This window comes from Shewanella colwelliana, assembly GCF_001735525.1.
In the GTDB taxonomy this organism is placed as follows: domain Bacteria; phylum Pseudomonadota; class Gammaproteobacteria; order Enterobacterales; family Shewanellaceae; genus Shewanella; species Shewanella colwelliana.
Window position 1 is genome coordinate 416,057 of sequence record NZ_MCBT01000048.1, and the last position, 18,385, is coordinate 434,441.

15 protein-coding genes are annotated in these 18,385 nt (G+C 44.8%); 8 read left to right on the forward strand and 7 right to left on the reverse strand.

The window, feature by feature from the left end; translation table 11 throughout:
* Positions 1–11: 11 nt before the first annotated feature.
* The 4 genes from BEL05_RS19770 to bepA form a co-directional block, all read right to left on the reverse strand.
* A complete protein-coding gene (locus tag BEL05_RS19770; protein ID WP_245687035.1) occupies positions 12–1,934 on the reverse strand; it encodes a PKD domain-containing protein in 1,923 nt (640 codons plus the stop codon).
* A 184-nt stretch (positions 1,935–2,118) separates the two neighbouring features.
* Entirely contained in the window at positions 2,119–2,490 is a 372-nt protein-coding gene (locus BEL05_RS19775) for a DUF2069 domain-containing protein (protein ID WP_069672159.1), read from the reverse strand.
* 14 nt (positions 2,491–2,504) lie between these two features.
* Complete coding sequence (arsC, locus tag BEL05_RS19780; RefSeq protein WP_028761974.1) at positions 2,505–2,852, reverse strand: arsenate reductase (glutaredoxin); 348 nt, start codon at positions 2,850–2,852, stop codon at positions 2,505–2,507.
* An 87-nt stretch (positions 2,853–2,939) separates the two neighbouring features.
* Complete coding sequence (bepA, locus tag BEL05_RS19785; protein WP_069672160.1) at positions 2,940–4,397, reverse strand: beta-barrel assembly-enhancing protease; 1,458 nt, start codon at positions 4,395–4,397, stop codon at positions 2,940–2,942.
* 196 nt (positions 4,398–4,593) lie between these two features.
* Between bepA and BEL05_RS19790 the strand changes: the two genes are divergently transcribed.
* Both BEL05_RS19790 and BEL05_RS19795 read left to right on the forward strand, forming a co-directional pair.
* A complete protein-coding gene (locus tag BEL05_RS19790; RefSeq protein WP_028761972.1) occupies positions 4,594–4,821 on the forward strand; it encodes a sulfurtransferase TusA family protein in 228 nt (75 codons plus the stop codon).
* Between the two features lie 31 nt (positions 4,822–4,852).
* Positions 4,853–5,947 (forward strand): AI-2E family transporter, encoded by a 1,095-nt coding sequence (locus BEL05_RS19795; protein WP_028761971.1) that lies wholly within the window; start codon positions 4,853–4,855, stop codon positions 5,945–5,947.
* Between the two features lie 49 nt (positions 5,948–5,996).
* Here the strand turns inward: BEL05_RS19795 and BEL05_RS19800 are convergent, their stop codons facing one another.
* The gene (locus BEL05_RS19800; RefSeq protein ID WP_069672161.1) at positions 5,997–6,887 is read right to left on the reverse strand and encodes a LysR family transcriptional regulator ArgP; all 891 of its coding nucleotides are present in this window, start codon (positions 6,885–6,887) and stop codon (positions 5,997–5,999) included.
* A gap of 120 nt (positions 6,888–7,007) precedes the next feature.
* Here BEL05_RS19800 and BEL05_RS19805 point away from each other — a divergent pair, with 120 nt between their 5' ends.
* Positions 7,008–7,619 (forward strand): LysE/ArgO family amino acid transporter, encoded by a 612-nt coding sequence (locus BEL05_RS19805; RefSeq protein WP_175427359.1) that lies wholly within the window; start codon positions 7,008–7,010, stop codon positions 7,617–7,619.
* A gap of 147 nt (positions 7,620–7,766) precedes the next feature.
* On the opposite strand, the gene bcp is transcribed toward BEL05_RS19805, so the two are convergent.
* The gene (gene bcp, locus BEL05_RS19810) at positions 7,767–8,234 is read right to left on the reverse strand and encodes a thioredoxin-dependent thiol peroxidase (RefSeq protein WP_028761968.1); all 468 of its coding nucleotides are present in this window, start codon (positions 8,232–8,234) and stop codon (positions 7,767–7,769) included.
* A gap of 9 nt (positions 8,235–8,243) precedes the next feature.
* Positions 8,244–8,786, reverse strand: a complete 543-nt coding sequence (locus tag BEL05_RS19815; protein WP_028761967.1) for a glycine cleavage system transcriptional repressor — start codon at positions 8,784–8,786, stop codon at positions 8,244–8,246.
* Positions 8,787–9,026: 240 nt separating this feature from the next.
* Between BEL05_RS19815 and dapA the strand changes: the two genes are divergently transcribed.
* The 5 genes from dapA (at position 9,027) to BEL05_RS19840 (ending at position 17,897) form a co-directional block, all read left to right on the forward strand.
* Complete coding sequence (gene dapA / locus BEL05_RS19820; RefSeq protein WP_069672163.1) at positions 9,027–9,911, forward strand: 4-hydroxy-tetrahydrodipicolinate synthase; 885 nt, start codon at positions 9,027–9,029, stop codon at positions 9,909–9,911.
* 3 nt (positions 9,912–9,914) lie between these two features.
* Positions 9,915–11,033, forward strand: a complete 1,119-nt coding sequence (bamC, locus tag BEL05_RS19825; protein WP_069672164.1) for an NlpB/DapX family lipoprotein — start codon at positions 9,915–9,917, stop codon at positions 11,031–11,033.
* 156 nt (positions 11,034–11,189) lie between these two features.
* Positions 11,190–13,562 carry a bifunctional diguanylate cyclase/phosphodiesterase gene (locus BEL05_RS19830; RefSeq protein ID WP_069672165.1) on the forward strand — a complete coding sequence of 791 codons (2,373 nt, stop codon included), beginning with the start codon at positions 11,190–11,192 and terminating at the stop codon, positions 13,560–13,562.
* Between the two features lie 157 nt (positions 13,563–13,719).
* Positions 13,720–14,805 (forward strand): efflux RND transporter periplasmic adaptor subunit, encoded by a 1,086-nt coding sequence (locus BEL05_RS19835; RefSeq protein ID WP_069672166.1) that lies wholly within the window; start codon positions 13,720–13,722, stop codon positions 14,803–14,805.
* Positions 14,802–17,897 (forward strand): efflux RND transporter permease subunit, encoded by a 3,096-nt coding sequence (locus BEL05_RS19840; RefSeq protein WP_028761962.1) that lies wholly within the window; start codon positions 14,802–14,804, stop codon positions 17,895–17,897. The genes BEL05_RS19835 and BEL05_RS19840 overlap by 4 nt, the downstream gene beginning before the upstream one ends.
* The last annotated feature ends 488 nt before the right edge of the window (positions 17,898–18,385 follow it).

Consider the following 18,385-nt stretch of genomic DNA (forward strand, 5'->3'; position numbering starts at 1 on the left):
TTTTAGTCTATTCACTTATGGCGGTCGCCGCTCAATTGTAGCGGCGGTTCAGCTAACAGTAACGTCGATGGACTCGACTGTTTTGCTTTGACTTGACTCACGGTTTGCTGGGCTGTCAGCGATAGGTTTTGTTGCCAAGTTTCACCGGCTCGCATCGCTATAGGAGCGGGTAAGTTGGCGACCCATTGCTGGGCGTTCAACTCTGGCAATATACGATCAATGACGAGTACCGCTCGGTCGGCCAATTCTACTTGGCCAATACGACCACGTTGCCCCCAGTCGACAACAATGCTGCTGGCGGTTGCATTATCAGGATAATCTGTCACACCAACATCTCGCTGAATTTGGTAGCGATGACTCATCATTGCTTCTTCAAATAGCATTGCGGCATCTTCGCGTGTTGTTGAATAGGCATAGAAGTCACTGGCTCTATCATTAGAAAAGAACTGGCTAATATCACTGGGTTGGTAACTTTTTTGTGTCTCAGACGCACTTTCACCTCTAAACCTGACATCGGCAAGACTAAACATCTCTTGGCTGACTAATGGGTAGGCGCCTTCTAGTTGATCTGATACTAATAACTTGCTATCGCTGCGACGCAAGTAGTCGTCGTACAGTCTGGGTCCTTGAAGGAGCGCATGACTACTACGCGGAAAGAAATCATTAGCATGGGCCAACTCATGTAGTAGCAATGACGCAAAGTCTGGTGCAGCTGCTTGCCAATTGCGGTCAACACGTTGTTCTCTTGATACAAGATAAGAGGTGTATTGGTTATCTTTGACATAGCGCCAGGGCATTAAAAAATTGAGGTCACTGCCAAAACCACTACGATAATCGGGCGCTTCATTGATGGTATCTCGCTCAAATTTAGTTAGCCATAAATCATTGGGGTCGAGGTAGATAGCACCGGTGGCAACCCAGTAAAAAGAGGGGCGGATATCATAGCTAATGACCACAGCGGTAACGGATTGCAGCAATCGTGCAAAATCGCTGTTTGGATCAAGGCTTGTGAGAAATTCGGCAAAGTTGTCTCCCATCCATTGATGGGACACCAGAACTCTATCCAAGATTAATTGATTATCCAAGTTTTGGTTTAATTGTCCAATGAGAGGCAGTTGGTTGATGTTACACAGACTGGTTAACTGGTTTGAGTAAACACAGCGCTGTAATGTTTGTGCGTAAGGAGAGTCGCTGTTATAGGCGAACGTTCGTGCGACGGGTTCTTCGAAAAAGGTTGAGGTAATGGGTGCCTCTTTAGTGATAAGCAAATGCACATCGTCTGACACACTTTGACCATCAACTTGGGCTGTTGCACGAATAATGCTGACAGTATCTGCCGGTACGTTAGGCGCCGTAAACAGTGCTCGTTCGTTATTCGACAGATCCAAACTGATATTAGGACCCGCAGCGACACACCAACTTAATGCTGATGGCACTTCACCATTGATGCGATCGATACGTACGCTGACATTATTGCCCTGAACCACTTGATGGTCGTTACGCAGACGTAACACCGGAGTCTCGTCGGTCACAGTGATCGGGATACTCTCGCTATAGGTCTGACCCGTAGATGTTACCGTGAGTTCAAACTGGTATTCTCCACTACTGCTGGCTTCAAATGAAAATATGGGAGAGCGTTGATTGGTTAATTCAAGAGCTGGTCCTGCCGTCTGTTGCCAAAAATATTGATGTTGACGACTGTCTTGGTTACCTATTTTTCCGATAAGTGTACTCGGCTGACCAACTTGGTAACTAGGTTCGGTCAAAAAGATTAACCCTGAATCTGTGGTGTTAACATTAAGCGTTGATGAAACATTACAGCGGCCGAGATCGGGGAGGGGGACTTCTGGGTTACCACTATTATCAGAGCTACTACCACCACATGCGGTAAGTGTTAATGCCGAAAAGAGGATTAAATACAGGGGTTTACTCATTGACACTGTCTCCGCTGTCTTTATGTTCTTGTTAAGATTCGAGTAATCTTTACTAAAATATAACATGTGAACTAGATCACAGGTAGTCAGGCAGAGATAAATCGGTGTAAAGGGTGGCGTTGATGTAGGGCACAACAGCGCTATGAAACGATTAAAAAAGCGCCAACTGGCGCTTTTTAATGGCCTATTCTTTGCGTTTCTTGAGTCCGAGACCTAACTCACGTCCGCGGATCCGCGCATAGAAAGGTAAGCCAATCAGCAACACACTCAGCAAGGCGACTTCGACAATGGCGAAAATCAGCGCAGTGTCTGTGACGTACAGCAGAGTTAGTCCATGCAGCATATAGAGACAAACAATAAAGCTTGCCCACGCATAGGTATAAGGATTACCAGTTAAAATACCTTTAAGCGGTGCTAGTAGCGGTAAAATCCACAGCAGGCTAAACACCATCGAATATTCACCGGTCAAACCTTGATTACCAAACCAAGCTATCATGAGGAACAGTAATGCGACATAGGTAGCACGGCATAATTTAAACAGAGAAGTTGAGCTCATAAAAACGCTTAGCCTTATAAAATTGCGAGAACGCTTTCAGGAGGACGGCCAATAGCTGCTTTTCCGTTAGCGAGTACGATTGGTCGCTCAATCAGTTTTGGGGTGTCGACCATAGCTTGCAATAACTGCTCGTCGTCTTGAATATCGGCTAAGCCTTGTGCCTTGTACTCATCTTCTTTAGTGCGCATCAATGCACGAGGTGAAATGGCCAATTTTTCGATGATGGTGCGTAATTCCAACTTAGTGAGTGGTGTTTTTAAGTATTCGATGATCTGAATATCACAGGCGTTTTCTTCAAGTAACGCCAAAGTTTGGCGGCTTTTTGAACAGCGTGGGTTATGAATAATGCTTACTTGAGTCATAGGATGTCTGCTTGTTGTTAAAAAGTGCCGACATGATACTTCAAAAGGTGAGCGTAGTCACAAAGAGTTCGCTCACCTTACTAATTGTTAAAGCTGTTCTATGGCACGTTTCGATTGTTTAAACTGACGAATCCGAGCTTCGATACGCGCTAATTGCAATGGATCGGATTCAGATAATCGATAGGCGAAATTAAGTTGATCAATTGCCCCATCATAGTCAGCTGCCAAGGCCATTGATTCCGCTTTCGCATAATGTTCCATCGCCTTGTTGCCCGATTTCCGGTACGCATCACTGAGCAATAGCAAAGGCAACTGATTCTGTCTATCAAGGAAAATCATATCTTCTAAAATCGGTATCGCCTTAGACGCCTGATTATTTTCAATATAGGTGTTTGCCAAATTGATGTTGATGACTTGCGATGTCGGTTTAAGCAGACGTTGTTTTTCCAATAAGGTGATAGCTGCTTTATGTTCCCCACGAGCGAGTAACAGATCTGTTTTAGTATCGATATAAAATAGGTTATTCGGATCTTCACTAAGCAGCTCATCAATGATCTGTTCTGACTCTGCTTCCTTCTCTGATCTCAGTAACGCCAACGCTAAGCCATACTGTGCCGCTTGCTTAAACTCATAACTACGTTTCTTTAATTTATCGGTAAAAAGCGCCAACGCAGCTTCTTCGCTGTAACTTGAAAAGCGTACCTGAATACGCGCCTTTGCCAGCTGAAAATCAATATTATCCGGTATATACCTGTGAGGATATTGTGCTGCGCGGTTACGTGCTTCAGCGATACGTGATTCGGGCAATGGATGAGTCAGCAGCATTTGTGGCGGCTTAGAGGTGAAGCGGTACCGAGTGGCGAGTTTAGCGAAGAAATCTGCTGCGCCATTAGGGTCAAATCCGGCATCTACCAATATTTGCATACCAATACGGTCGGCTTCTTTCTCATGTAAACGGGTGTAGTTAATTTGTGCCTGGGTGGCTAACGCTTGGGTGGTTGCCAACGCTGCCATACCAGCCTGAGGGGCTGCAATCGTCAATAAAATTGCCCCAAGTAGACCAGCCATGGTCGCCGCTGAACTCTTTTCCTTGGCTTCTAATGAGCGCGCAAGGTGACGCTGGGTAACGTGAGTGATCTCGTGACCAATCACTGAGGCGAGTTGACTTTCATTATCGGCGTTAAGAAAAAGCCCAGTGTGTACGCCAACATGTCCACCAAAAAATGCGAAAGCATTAATCTCATCATTTCTAAGTAGGAAAAAATAAAAGGGGGTTTTAACCCCAGTTGCATGGGCCACCAACTTATTACCCAGTTCAGTCATGTATTGATTTAATACCGGGTCATTTAGGAGTGGCGCTGAAGAGCGGATGACACGCATGTACGCATCCCCATAGGTATTCTCTTTTTCTAAACTGAAGGTATTGACCGCTGCCGTGCCAAGGTCTGGTAGATCGCTGTTGGCAAAACTCATCGGTGCAATAGAAAAGTACGCCAGTGATAGGGCACCAGCGACCAGAGACTTTGCTGCTTTAATTTTAGTCAAACTAATCCTTAGCCTGTGAAGATAGATACAATACAAAATATTGGAGTAACTAAAGTTGAATTAGTTCACCGAACATCGCCATGCCAAGCGGATTTTACTATGTCCTTAATGTCATTGGCGTAAACACTGATTGATATCTTGTGGTTTACTTTGAGACTTAGGATAATAGCGCAAGTTTGTCTTTAGCAAGTTCATTATGACTTTTATTGATTTAACCGCCTATCGTTGCCCGCTAGCCTTAGTTAAACTTAAGCTTGCTTTAAAGGGGCTTGACGATATGGAAAGGGCTCAGATTTCTCTTGCCGATGCAGGCTCGCGCCGTGATGTGCCTCGTTTTTTAACAAAAGCGCAGTACCAAATTCAGGAACTGCGTAATGATGAACAGATGTTAGTGTTGGCTGTGGTTAAGACCGCTAACGCCTAATATTTGTCGAAAACCTATTTGGGAATGGTGGATGTTTAGTTTATTAACGAGTTGGTATAAAGAGCGATTTAGTGATCCACAAGCGGTCACATTAGTGTTTATTTTGGTGGCTATTGCTCTGGCTATCTATTTTGCTGGTGGGCTGCTGGCTCCCTTGATTGTGGCGTTGGTTTTGGCTTTTTTACTGGAATGGCCTGTGGCGCAAATGGTAAAAGTGGGGATTAATCGCACTACAGGTGCATCATTAGTCTTAGTGCTTTTTATTGGCATAATGCTGCTGCTCACCTTTGGTTTAGTGCCGAGCGTTTGGAAGCAAGGGGTGTCACTAGTCTCAGATCTACCCTCTATGTTAGATAAGGGTCTTATAACCATCAAAGGCTATGTGGAGCAGTATCCACAATTTATGAGTACGACTCAGCTCGATACCATGGTCAGTGAATTAAAAAAGCTACTAGATACCCAACATATTTTTGACCTAGGTAAGCAGCTAATTGGATACTCAGCCTCATTATTAGTGTTAATGGTTTACGCGATTTTAGTACCACTGCTGGTATTTTTCTTTTTGAAAGATAAAGATTTTTTAATTAAGGGCAGCAAGCGGTTTATTCCGACTAACCGGGATTTAGCCCGTAAAGTTTGGCTGGAGATGAATCAGCAGATCTTTAACTATATTCGTGGCAAAGTCATTGAAATAGTCATCATTGGCGCCGTTAGTTATATCTTCTTTGCGATTATGGATCTGCGCTACGCAGCATTACTTGGGGTCCTAACTGGCTTCTCTGTGCTGATCCCTTATGTTGGCGCTACCTTGGTCACTTTGCCCATTGCTTTAGTGGCTTTCTTTCAGTGGGGCGTGAGCCCTGAATTTGGTTATTTGATGTTAGGTTACGGCATCATTCAGGCATTAGATGGCAACCTATTGGTACCTATTTTGTTTTCTGATGCGGTGGACCTACATCCTGTATTCATTATCGCCGCAGTGCTTGTATTCGGAGGTTTGTGGGGGGTGTGGGGAGTATTTTTCGCGATTCCACTCGCATCATTAGTCAAAGCCGTGATAAATGCATGGCCGCAGTCGGCAAAGGTATCTGAAGAAAAGCCCAATAAAGAGCATACGGTGTCGTAAAATATGACCCATGAAAAAGGCGCCTTAGGCGGCTTAGGCGCCTTTTTTGTTATTGGGTTAAAGCTTGTTTAGCCGTTGCGGCTAGGGCGCGATATACCAAAGTGGTTTGTTTCGCTTTAATGTTCCAATGTTGCCAGTATAGAGGGACAGCCATCAGTTTTTCTGGACAAAGCGCCCTGAGGCGGCCGTTTTCAAGCAGTGGCTTAGCTTGTAAATGTGCCACAAGACCATAACCCATCCCCAATAAGATGGCATCTAAAAAGCTTTCCGAGGAGGGGATCTTGTGTTGTTGCCATCTACCGGGTGCAATTGAGAAATGATCGCCTAGAAATTTTTCATGCAGTTTATCTTTAGTGGAAAAAACCACTGCCGGGGCTTGCAGTAAGCTCTGCTTATTAACGCCTGCTGCAAAATGCTTATCAATGAACTCATCGGTTGCTACACATAAGTATTCCATTTGGCCCAAGTACTCACTGCTGCAACCTGGCAAAGCGACCGCTGTGGTGGTGACGCAGCCAACAGCTTCGCCTGTTTTGAGAAGATAATGGGTATATGACTCATCATCAACTATCAACTCCAGTAACCAATTATGCCGTTTGAACAGTTGGGCCAATGCCGGTAAAAACCAGGTCGCCAAACTGTCGGCATTGACCGCTATTTTAACAATCGTGGGCAAACTTGGGTCGTCAGCATCAATTTCGGCGCTGAGCTCGCTTTCTAATAGTTGGATTTGTGCAAAATGGCGCAGTAATCGCTTGCCCATTGGCGTTGCTTGCACTGGTGTTGATCTTACCACTAAGGCTTGGCCGACTTTCTCTTCCAGCTGTTTAATTCGTTGCGATACCGCCGATTGGGTAACAAATAACACCTTTGCAGCGCGTTCAAATCCACCTTCTGAGATCACAACACTCAGCGCCTTAAGATGCGCTTGATCTAGCATACTAATCACCTGTCGACATTATAAGTTAGGCTAATGATACATTAAAAACATTAGTTATATTTAATTGCCTGTTTTGGTTATTCTCGCTTTCTACTTTTTTAGGGCGAGTGTTGGGAGAAGATTGTGCAGGCGTTTATTCAGGGGATTGGTGTTGGTGGTAGTTTGATTATGGCAGTGGGAGCCCAAAATGCCTTTGTGTTAAAACAAGGGTTAAAGCGCTCACATTCGCTGCCTATCGCTGCATTATGCTCGCTTATTGATGCGTTAATGATCACCGCGGGTGTTGCTGGACTTGGGCATCTCATTTTGGCGTTTCCACTGATAAAAGATATTGCCAGTATCGGAGGAGCAGTTTTTTTAGTGGTATATGGTGCCAGGGCGCTACATTCATCGTTTATTCCCCAAGCACTGTCAAGCGAGTCGGAGCTGAAGGGCGATACATTGCGGGCGGCAGTCCTGACGACACTTGGCATAAGCTTACTAAACCCGCATCTTTACTTAGACACTGTGGTTTTGCTTGGCAGTATTAGTACCCAATTTGATGGGGCTGACAGGCCGTTGTTCGGCGCAGGTGCTGTGCTAGCCTCTTTTGTGTGGTTTTTTGGCCTAAGCTTTGGAGCAAAGTATCTTTCACCGCTGTTTAAAAAACCGAAAGCTTGGTGTTATCTCGATCGTCTCATTTGTTTGACGATGTGGAGTATCGCTGTTGCGCTAATTTGGCCTTATCTGTAACGATTAGTACTAAGTTTGACAGAAGGGATTTGTAGATATTTTCTGTTAAGTCATATGACATTATGATTTATTGGCTTATATCGATTGGGGTAAAACGTAAAAAGCCAGCTATACGCTGGCTTTTTAATTTGTTACGGTTTTGACAGGTTAAGATTTAATATGATTAAGCACGACGTCATGGTGCTCTTTGGTCTTAAACTTATTAAACACATGGGCGACTTTGCCATCTTGGCCAATTAAAAAACTGAGTCTGTGGATACCGTCATAGATTTTACCCATGAATTTTTTTTCACCCCAAACACCAAAAGCATCGGCGATAGCATGATCTTCATCGCTCAAAAGTGAGAAATTAAGTTCATGTTTATCGGCAAAACGCCCCAATTTGGCCACAGGATCTGGACTAATCCCCAATACAGTAACGGTTAAATTGTCTAACTCACTTTTGCTGTCACGTAAGCCACAGGCTTGCACTGTGCACCCTGGTGTCAATGCCTTAGGGTAAAAGTAAACCAGTACAGGCCCATTTTTTAGTGAATCGGTCAGTGATACGGTATCACCATGTTGGTTTTGCAATGAGAAGTTTGGCGCAACATCGCCCTGTTGTAACGTATTCATTATGTTTCCTTATATCTGTGTTTCTTTATCTTGCATACGTTTGATATGGCATGTTAGATCCATCTCTTTTGCAAGTTCATCGATACTGAGTTCAAGTTTATCGATATCCACTTTCTCAGGTACATTGATGGCTAAAAAAACATTTTGCACAGGTTGGCCTTCACTGGTTTCTTCTGCATGAGAGCGAACGGCGGCGAGGTCTAGTGAGCGATCGGCAAGGAACTGGGTAATGCTCTTCATCGTGCCGCGCTGGTCTTGGCCGTTGAAGGTCACTTCTAGGCGTGAGACATAATTGGCTGCAACGTGTTTAGAACTGCGTTTCATCACAGTGAGCAAGCCTAGTTCAACACTCAATGCTGGCAGGGTGGTCTCCATTTTGGTAATAGATGCCCAAGAACCCGAAATCATCATGATCAAGGTAAATTCACTTCCAAATAATGCCATTCTGCTGTCGACAATGTCACAGTCGCATTCACTGGCTAGGCGTGCAAATTTACTGACGATACCTGGACTATCAGAACCCAGTGCAGTGACGACTAGATGATTGGACATGAAATTCCCCCATAAAACAGTGCTGGTTGTATAAATAAACGGCGATTAAACATGGTGACGTTTTGCGGAGCGCTATGCTAACACATGTTAACAGTTTTGCGATCCCCGTCTTAATAATCAAGTCGACAATTGCCTAGGATCAGCGAAACAATATATTCCAATAATTCTCAAGATACTTATGCTTGTTTTTACGAGTGAGCATCAGTACCATAGCGAGTCCTGAACCCTTGGGGAAGTCACATGATAAACGGAAGCATTGTAGCCTTAATCACACCAATGAATAGTGATGGCTCAGTCGATTATGCAAGTCTAGAGAAGCTCGTTGAGTACCACATAGCCCAAGGTACCGATGCGATAGTTGCCGTAGGCACCACTGGCGAATCAGCCACTTTACCGCTGTCAGAACATATCGCGGTTGTCTCTCATACGGTTAAGTTTGCCGCTGGACGAGTCCCCGTAATTGGCGGGAATGGCGCCAACGCCACAGCAGAGGCGATAGAGCTTACTAAAGCACAATCCAAGATTGGGGTGGCCGCCATGCTTGGTGTGACCCCTTATTATAACAAGCCAACGCCTAAAGGTTTAATTGCCCATTATAAGGCTGTAGCGGCTTCGACCGATATACCACAGATCCTTTATAATGTACCCGGTCGTACGGCTGTGGATATGTTACCAGAAACGGTCGCCGAACTTGTTAACGTTGCTAATATCATTGGGGTCAAAGAGGCCACTGGTGATTTGAGCCGAGTTGCACGCCTTAGAGCATTGTGTGGTCAAGACTTTAAGCTGTACAGTGGTGACGATGCCACATCAAGAGAATTTTTACAGTTAGGCGGCGATGGTGTCATCTCAGTCGCTAACAATATCGTACCCAAACAATTTAAAGCGATGTGCGAAGCGGCCTTGAAGGGCGATAGCGTAAAGGCGCTTGCTGCTGAAGCTGAAATCAAATCGTTATTCAGTGCGCTATTTTGTGAGGCGAACCCCATCCCGGTTAAATGGGCCGCACATCGAATGGGATTAATCAATAATGGACATATTCGTTTGCCATTAACGGAACTTTCACCCGAATATCATGGTCTGTTGCTAGAAGCGATGAAAAATGCCCATATAGAGGTTCAATAATAGATGCTAAAGCAAGTAACCCCGATAATATTGATTGCAGCGGTGACCGCTTGTAGTTCACCGGTCGATAGACGACAAGCAAATGGCAATGATGAGTATGCGACATTAACCTCACAAGCCAAGCTGGTTATACCTGAAGGATTGTCAGAACCTGTTTATAGTAGCGAGTATGACATCCCCAATTTAAGTGCCAAAGCAGATACCGAACTCGTTGGTAAAAGGTTAGATATCCGTCCGCCGCTACAAGTCTTGCCAATGGCTGAAGGAACTCATGTTGAAGAGTCTAGCGACAGCATTAAGGTTGTTGTTGAATCTATCGATAATGATATCAACTTAAGAGATGAGCTGTTCGGCATTCTCAAAAATTACTTTACGAGTCAATCTATCCCTATTCTAAAAGAGGATCCGCAAGCCGGAACGATTGAGACGGATTGGATTGAAAATCAAGAAGTGATTGACTCAAGCCTATGGGGTAGTGACGAAATCTACCTAGTGCGTCAACGTTATCTGTTTACGGTTGACGTGCGTCCACATGGTCGCAGTGGTGCATTGAGCATTGAACTGATTGATCATGAAGAAAGCTATGACGGTAAAGATCAAGAGATTTTGCTGAGCGGTGAAGATAAGCGCCGTTACACCATCGATATGCTCAACAGTTCAATCGCATACATGAGTGTAAAACGGTCACAAGCTATTAAGGCTAAACGTTTGCGTGAAAGCTTAGGTATTGAGGTTGAGTTGGTTAAGGCGCCAGAAACGGTTGAAGGTGAAACGCCTCAGGCCAGTTACTGGTTAGCACAAGCCCCTTATACCCGCACATGGGATCGTTTACGCATCGTATTGCCAGAAATGGGCTTTGAAATTGTCGACATGGACAGCAACAAGGGCTTGTATTACATCAATGTTAACGATGATTCTGGTTTCTGGAGTTCGTTATGGAATGAAAAGAAACTGCCTGTAAAAGAAGGTTCATATCGTTTACGTATTGAGCAAAGCGACGAGAATGTCACAACACGAATTTATCTCAATAACATGGCTGATGAGCCAGTAGACAATGAGGTTGTCGAAGCCGTTTATGATGGTTTGTCTGAGCTGATGAGCGAAGATCGTAAAGTCAGATAATCTCTCCACATCGCATAAAAGAGGCCTTAAGGCCTCTTTTTTTTACCTCAATAATAGTTAGTTTTCTGTTGACTCAACATAGCGAGATGAAAAGTTATGCCATATAGTTGATTGAGCGAGTGTTAATCGTTTGGTTGGACAAGATATGGGGACTCAATGACATCATCAGTTCATCTTAAGGATATCGAAGCAAAGTACCTCAAAATAGTCAGTGAATTTGCGATCGATATGTTGTCACTCAATGGTGTTGATAACATCTTGTGGCATTTGGCGCGTAATGTGGTATCTCAGTTAGGTTTTGACGATGTAGTCATCTACCTGGTCGATGAACAACGTCAATGCCTGATACAAACCGCTAGTTTTGGTGCGAAGAACCCAAAAGATAAAGAGATTTTATCACCAATTGAGCTGAAAATTGGTGAGGGAGTTGTAGGGCAAGTCGCCAAATCTGGCATCCCTATTATTATCAGTGATACGCGTTTATCACCCCACTATGTGGTGGATGACGCCCCCAGGTTGTCGGAACTTGCGGTGCCGATGATCGTCGAAGGCGAAGTGATTGGTGTCATCGATACCGAACACCCAAAGAAGAATTTCTATAATGAACAGCATCAGCAAACCTTGTACGCGCTGGCCACCATTACCGCACTAAAAATTCACAAAGCCCGCACCCTGTTGCAATTACAAACCACCATTGAGGAGCTTGAGTACTCAAGTAAGATCCAGGATACCTTATTTGAAATCGCAGAGATCATCTTTGAAACGGATTCTATTCATGATTTTTATGCACGCCTACATCAATGTATTAGCCGACTAACGTTTGCAAAAAACTTCTATGTAGCAATTTTAAGTAAAGAGGGAACTTCGCTATCGTTTCCTTATCATATAGATGAATTTGACCTTGTTGAGCAAGATACTGAGATCTACATTGATGCTGCAAGCCCAAGTATTACCGGCCACGTGCTACTAAAAAATAAACCACTGCTACTTAATCAGCTTCAGCTAGCTCATATGGTTGCGGCAGGGGAAATACATATAAACGGAACGGTTCCTAAGGCGTGGCTCGGTGTCCCTTTTGGTGACGAGCACTTCCGCGGTATCGTTGTCGTTCAAAACTACAGTGACAGCTACGCATTCCAGCTAAAAGATAAACAGTTACTGATGTTTGTCGCCAAGCATATCCGCAATGCTATTGAGCGCATGAACGTTAAATCGCGTATGGAATTTCTGGCACTGCATGACCCATTAACCGCATTACCTAATCGTATTTTATTTTCTGACAGGTTTAATCGATCCCTAAAAACATTGGCCTCTAATTCTGGCAAAGGTATCGCTATCCTCTATATTGACCTAGATAGATTTAAGGGCGTTAACGATACCTATGGCCATCACTTAGGCGATGAACTGCTTAAGGCGGTGGCAGCACGACTCAAGCTTGTACTGCGGCCTCAAGACACCTTATGTCGGTTGAGTGGCGATGAGTTTGCGGTATTGCTAGAAGATATTAGTAGCGCAAACGAGAGTGAAACCATTGCCACTCAGCTGTTGCAGGCGATGTCTAGGCAGCAGGATTTAGGCGGTATTAGGTTAAAAGTGACCGGTAGTATTGGCATAGTTAACTGTTTTGATGCTGATGCAACACCTGCACAACTGCTTATTTATGCCGATGAGGCGATGTATAAAGCAAAACTATTGGGCCGGAACCGTTGCTATAGCTATCACGGAGATGGTGATAGCTTGTTGTCTACGACCTACAAGTTTGAAACTGACTTTACCCAAGGGTTAGCAGAAGGTCAGCTGTTTTTAGAGTACCAACCCCTTTATCACTTAAAAAACGATGAAATTCTAGGGGCCGAGGCGCTCATTAGGTGGCGTCATCCTAGTCATGGAATGATTGCCCCCATTCGTTTTTTACCTGAATTACAAAAAGCGGGGCTGCTGGATAAGCTCGACCTATTTGTAGTCGAACAGGCCATGAGTTTTTTGGCCAGCCAACAAGCTCATCTTCCCCCGGCGTTTAAACTCAGCATTAATGTGTCAGGTGCTGGGCTTAACTCTATCGCTTTAATGGCGCTGTTTGACCGTTATTTCAGGTTTCAGCCAGTATTACTTGCCATGTTGAGTGTCGAGATAACCGAACAAACCATTGTTAGTTCGGTTGAAGAAACGCGTTCCACCATCGAACGGCTGCACGGTATGGGCGTCACTATCTCGTTAGATGACTTTGGTACGGGTTATTCTTCGCTGAGCTACCTGCATCAATTTACGTTTGACCTATTAAAGATAGACCGTTCATTTATCAGTCATATGGACTTGACTTACGATAACCAAATAATTCTAGAAACCATCATTAATTTAGCCAAAAGCCTCAACATTAAAACGGTAGCAGAGGGCATTGAAACTAAAGAGCAGTACCGCCATATGCAAGCATTAGCCTGTGATTATGGCCAAGGCTATTACATGAATCGTTCATTAGTGGCAGCTGACTTTATGAATGAGCTTAAACACTCGCCAATATTTGTACACTGAGTCGGTTATTTATGTTTGCAGTGATCGATTAATTTGAATCTAGCGTAAGATTCTCCGTTGTGTGCTTGTTAAGTTTGTAAGCAAAAGTAAAACACCTTGAAGCGCCGTAATTACTCGGTAAACTACCGTTAACAAACTGACGTTCAATGGAATATTGATGAAAAAAATTATAATAATCTCAATACTGTTGCTGGCAACCGCTGCTGGCTATTATCTGTCAAATCCTGCCAAAGAATCCCGCGTAGCGAAACCTAGACCCACTCCTAATGTGGTGGTTGCGACTGCGGCATTGCAACCCATACGTGATGAAGTTGAAGCGCTGGGCACAGGCAAGGCGAATGAGTCAATCACTGTGACGCCTAAAGTAACCGATATGGTCACCGAGCTGAACTTTGATGATGGACAGATTGTTGAAAAAGGTCGCTTGTTAGTGCGTTTGCAAGATCGTGAGCAGATGGCTCGCGTTACGGTTGCTAACGTCAAAATGAACGATCACAAACGAGAATTGGCCCGTATCAGTTCGCTAGTAACCAGCCAAACGGTTGCCGCACTTGAGCGAGATAGATTACAAACACTGATTGATACGGCTAAAGCAGAACTTGAGCAGGCGGAATCAGCACTCAAAGACAGACGTATCCTAGCGCCATTTTCTGGCCGACTAGGCTTGCGCCAAGTCAGTCAAGGCAGCCTAGTGACCCCAGGTACAGTGATCACCACCTTAGATGATATCTCAACTATTAAACTGGACTTTTCTGTACCCGAACGTTTTCTCGCAGCGTTGGTGATAGGTAAAGAGGTTGAGGCAAGCGCCGTTGCCTATGATGGTGAGCTGTTTAAGGGCAAGGTTGTCTCGGTTGATAGCAGAGTGAATCCGGTAACTCGCGCTGTAGTTGTTCGCGCAGAAATACCTAATCAAGATTTACGTCTGTTACCAGGCATGTTGATGAAGGTGAAATTAATTAAACAAAGCCGTGAAGCATTAATCATCCCCGAGGCTGCCATTATTCCTATCCAAAGTGATCACTTTGTGTACCTCGTTAATGAGGAAGGTGTGGTTGAGCGTCGCCAAGTTAAATTGGGTTTACGCAAGCGCGGTTGGGTTGAGATAACAGACGGCATCGCTGTGGGTGAGCAAGTGATGATCCGTGGCATTCTTAAAGTTAGGCCAGGTGATAAAGTTAAAGTACAAATGAGTGAACATTTTAGTTTCTTAGAACAAGCTAAAGTGGAGCCTATAGCATGATCTTGACCGATTTGTCGGTAAAACGGCCGGTCTTTGCTTCCGTTATTAGCATTTTACTTATTGCCTTTGGTTTAGTCTCTTTCGACAAATTACCGCTCAGAGAATACCCCAATATCGATCCGCCTATCGTATCGGTTCAGACTAACTATCGCGGCGCAAGCGCAGCTGTGGTGGAAAGCCGGATCACCCAGTTAGTGGAAGACAGGATCAGTGGTGTAGAAGGAATCCGTAATATTAACTCTTCAAGTCGCGATGGCCGCTCGTCGGTGACTCTTGAGTTTGATGTTGGCCGAGACATTGAAGCGGCAGCCAATGATGTTCGTGACCGAATTTCTGGTTTGCTCAACAATTTGCCTGAAGAAGCCGATCCCCCAGAGGTGCAGAAAGCCAATGGTGGTGATGAAGTGATTATGTGGCTGAACTTGGTTTCAGATCAGATGAATACGCTGCAACTCACTGATTATGCAAGACGCTATTTAGTTGATCGCTTTTCGGTCATCGACGGTGTGGCCAATATTCGTATCGGTGGCGGGAAGGTATATGCCATGCGGGTGTGGATTGACCGCCAAGCACTAGCAGCACGTAATTTAACCGTGGCCGATATCGAACGGGTATTGCGCTCTGAAAACGTTGAACTTCCAGCAGGTTCAGTGGAGTCTCAGGACAGACATTTTACTGTTCGTTTAGAGCGCTCATTTAAGAATCCCGATGATTTTGCCAACCTAGTGTTAGCAGAGGGCTCTGATGGCTACCTGATTAAGCTTGGTGATGTGGCTCGGGTTGAGATTGGATCGGAAGAGGAGAGAATTACCTTTAGGGGTAACCGAGAGGCGATGATTGGCCTAGGTGTGTCGAAGCAGTCAACGGCCAATACTCTAGAGGTCGCCCGCGCCGCCAATGCACTGGTGGACAAAGTCAATCCTACGCTGCCAGCCGGTATGGAGATAAAGCGCTCCTATGATAGCTCAGTCTTTATTGAAGCCTCAATTAACGAAGTCTATCAAACTCTGTTTATTGCTATGTTCTTGGTGATTATGGTGATTTACCTGTTTTTAGGCAGTGTACGGGCAATGTTGATCCCCGCGTTAACGGTGCCAGTTTCCCTTATGGCAACATTTATCGTGCTATTTGCCTTGGGTTATACCATTAATCTACTGACCTTACTGGCGATGATCTTAGCCATAGGTATGGTGGTGGATGATGCCATTGTCGTGCTTGAAAATATCCATCGACGTATCGAAGAGGGTGATTCACCGTTGAAGGCTGCCTATCTAGGCTCACGGGAAGTCGCCTTTGCGGTGGTCGCGACGACTTTGGTATTGGTGGCAGTATTTATGCCGATCACTTTCCTCGAGGGCGACTTAGGTAAGTTGTTCAAGGAGTTTGCTGTCGCCATGAGTGCCGCGGTGATTTTCTCAAGTATTGTTGCCTTGACGCTAAGTCCAATGATGTGCTCAAAACTGTTAAAGCCTGCTGGGCAAGACCCTTGGCTAGTACGTAAAATTGATGCGGGCATGGAACGCTTGGCCAATCTCTACCAATACACGCTGCTTAAAGCGATGAAGCATCCTTTTGTGGTCAGTTCCTTGGTCATTATTGCGTTGGGATCTAGTGGATATTTGATGACTCAGGTGCCGCAAGAATTTGCTCCGCGCGAAGACAGGGGATCGATGTTCCTGATTGTTAACGGGCCACAAGGGGCAAGTTTTGAATATATCACTCCTTATATGGATGAAATTGAAACGCGTCTTATGCCATTGGTTGAAAGTGGCGACATTAAACGCTTATTGATCCGAGCGCCCAGAGGCTTTGGCCGTAGTGCTAATTTTTCTAACGGGATGGCAATTATTGTGCTTGAAGATTGGGCGACAAGGCGCAGTGCATTCGAGATCATTGGCGATATTCGTGGTCGGCTGTCAGACTTAGCGGGCGTTCGAGCCTTTCCGGTGATGCGTCAGGCCTTTGGTCGTGGTGTGGGTAAACCAGTGCAGTTTGTTCTCGGCGGACCCAGCTACGAAGAGATTGCCAAGTGGCGCGATATCATCTTAGAAAAAGCCAAGGAAAACCCAAATTTGGTGGGGCTTGATCATGATTATCAAGAAACTAAGCCTCAACTAAGGGTGATCATTGATAAGGACCGTGCAGCAGATTTAGGTGTTTCAATCTCTCATATCGGGCGCACATTGGAGTCGATGTTGGGCTCACGATTAGTGACCACCTTTATGCGTGATGGTGAAGAGTACGATGTCATCATTGAAGGTAATCGCGATAATCAAAATACTGCTACCGACCTAAGCAATATCTATGTGCGCTCCGATAGAAGCAAGGAATTGATTCCGTTAGCGAACTTGGTGACCGTTGAGGAGTTTGCTGATGCAAGCCAGTTGAATAGGTATAACCGTATGCGTGCCATTACTTTGGAAGCTAACTTAGCTGATGGTTATAGTTTAGGTGAGGCGCTCGACTATCTAAATGATTTGGCTTATACCTACTTGCCAGCTGAAGCTGTCATTAGTTATAAGGGGCAATCTTTGGACTACCAAGAGTCTGGTAGCTCTATGTACTTTGTGTTCATCTTAGCCCTAGGTATCGTATTCCTTGTACTTGCAGCGCAGTTTGAAAGCTACATACATCCAATTGTCATTATGCTTACTGTGCCGCTAGCGACATTGGGTGCCTTGATTGGTCTATGGGCCACAGGGCAGAGTTTAAACATCTACAGTCAGATTGGCATCATCATGTTGGTTGGTTTAGCAGCTAAAAATGGTATTTTGATTGTCGAGTTTGCTAATCAATTGCGTGATAAAGGGATCGAATTCACTGAAGCGATTATTCAAGCGTCGCGCCAGCGTTTAAGACCTATATTGATGACTGGCATCACGACTGCAGCAGGAGCAATACCTTTGGTGTTAGCTGAAGGAGCTGGTGCAGAAACCCGTTTTGTAATCGGTGTTGTTGTGTTATCGGGAATCATTTTGGCGACCTTCTTTACCTTGTTGGTCATCCCCGTAGCCTACTCACTGATCGCCCGTAACACCGGCTCACCGGAGGCGGTTGCGCAAGCATTAGAAAAAGAGTTGAAACAAAACTAAACAAGACAGATAAAAAACCAAGGGCCAACCTAGTGATAGGTTGGCCCTTTTATTTTCGAGGGGCGCTGTGTATTAGCCAAGCGATTCACATCAGGCTACCTGAGCAGTTCACTTTGCTTTCCAATTATCTATTTAATTATCGATAGAGAAGTTGGCCAGTATTTTTAGGCAACTTGTATTTTCTTCTATCACGGTTGAAACACCTGTTACGCCCAGCAGGGCCGCTAGTTGATGCCGAACTGCGATAGGTTCATCTAATTAACTCGCTGGATTATTTTTAGCCAAGTTATCTAGACCAAAAAGCCAAATATTATTGTCATTGCCAAGGGTTATCGCTAAAGTCACGAGTACACCACCATTGCTGTTATCCAAACGCCTGTTGATAGTGGCCGGATTGAATCATCTTTAGCCTATCACTGGATTGCAATGAGAAAAATGGCTGTAAATTGAATTATAGTTAGTTAGGTTACAGGGTAAAAGGGCACCTA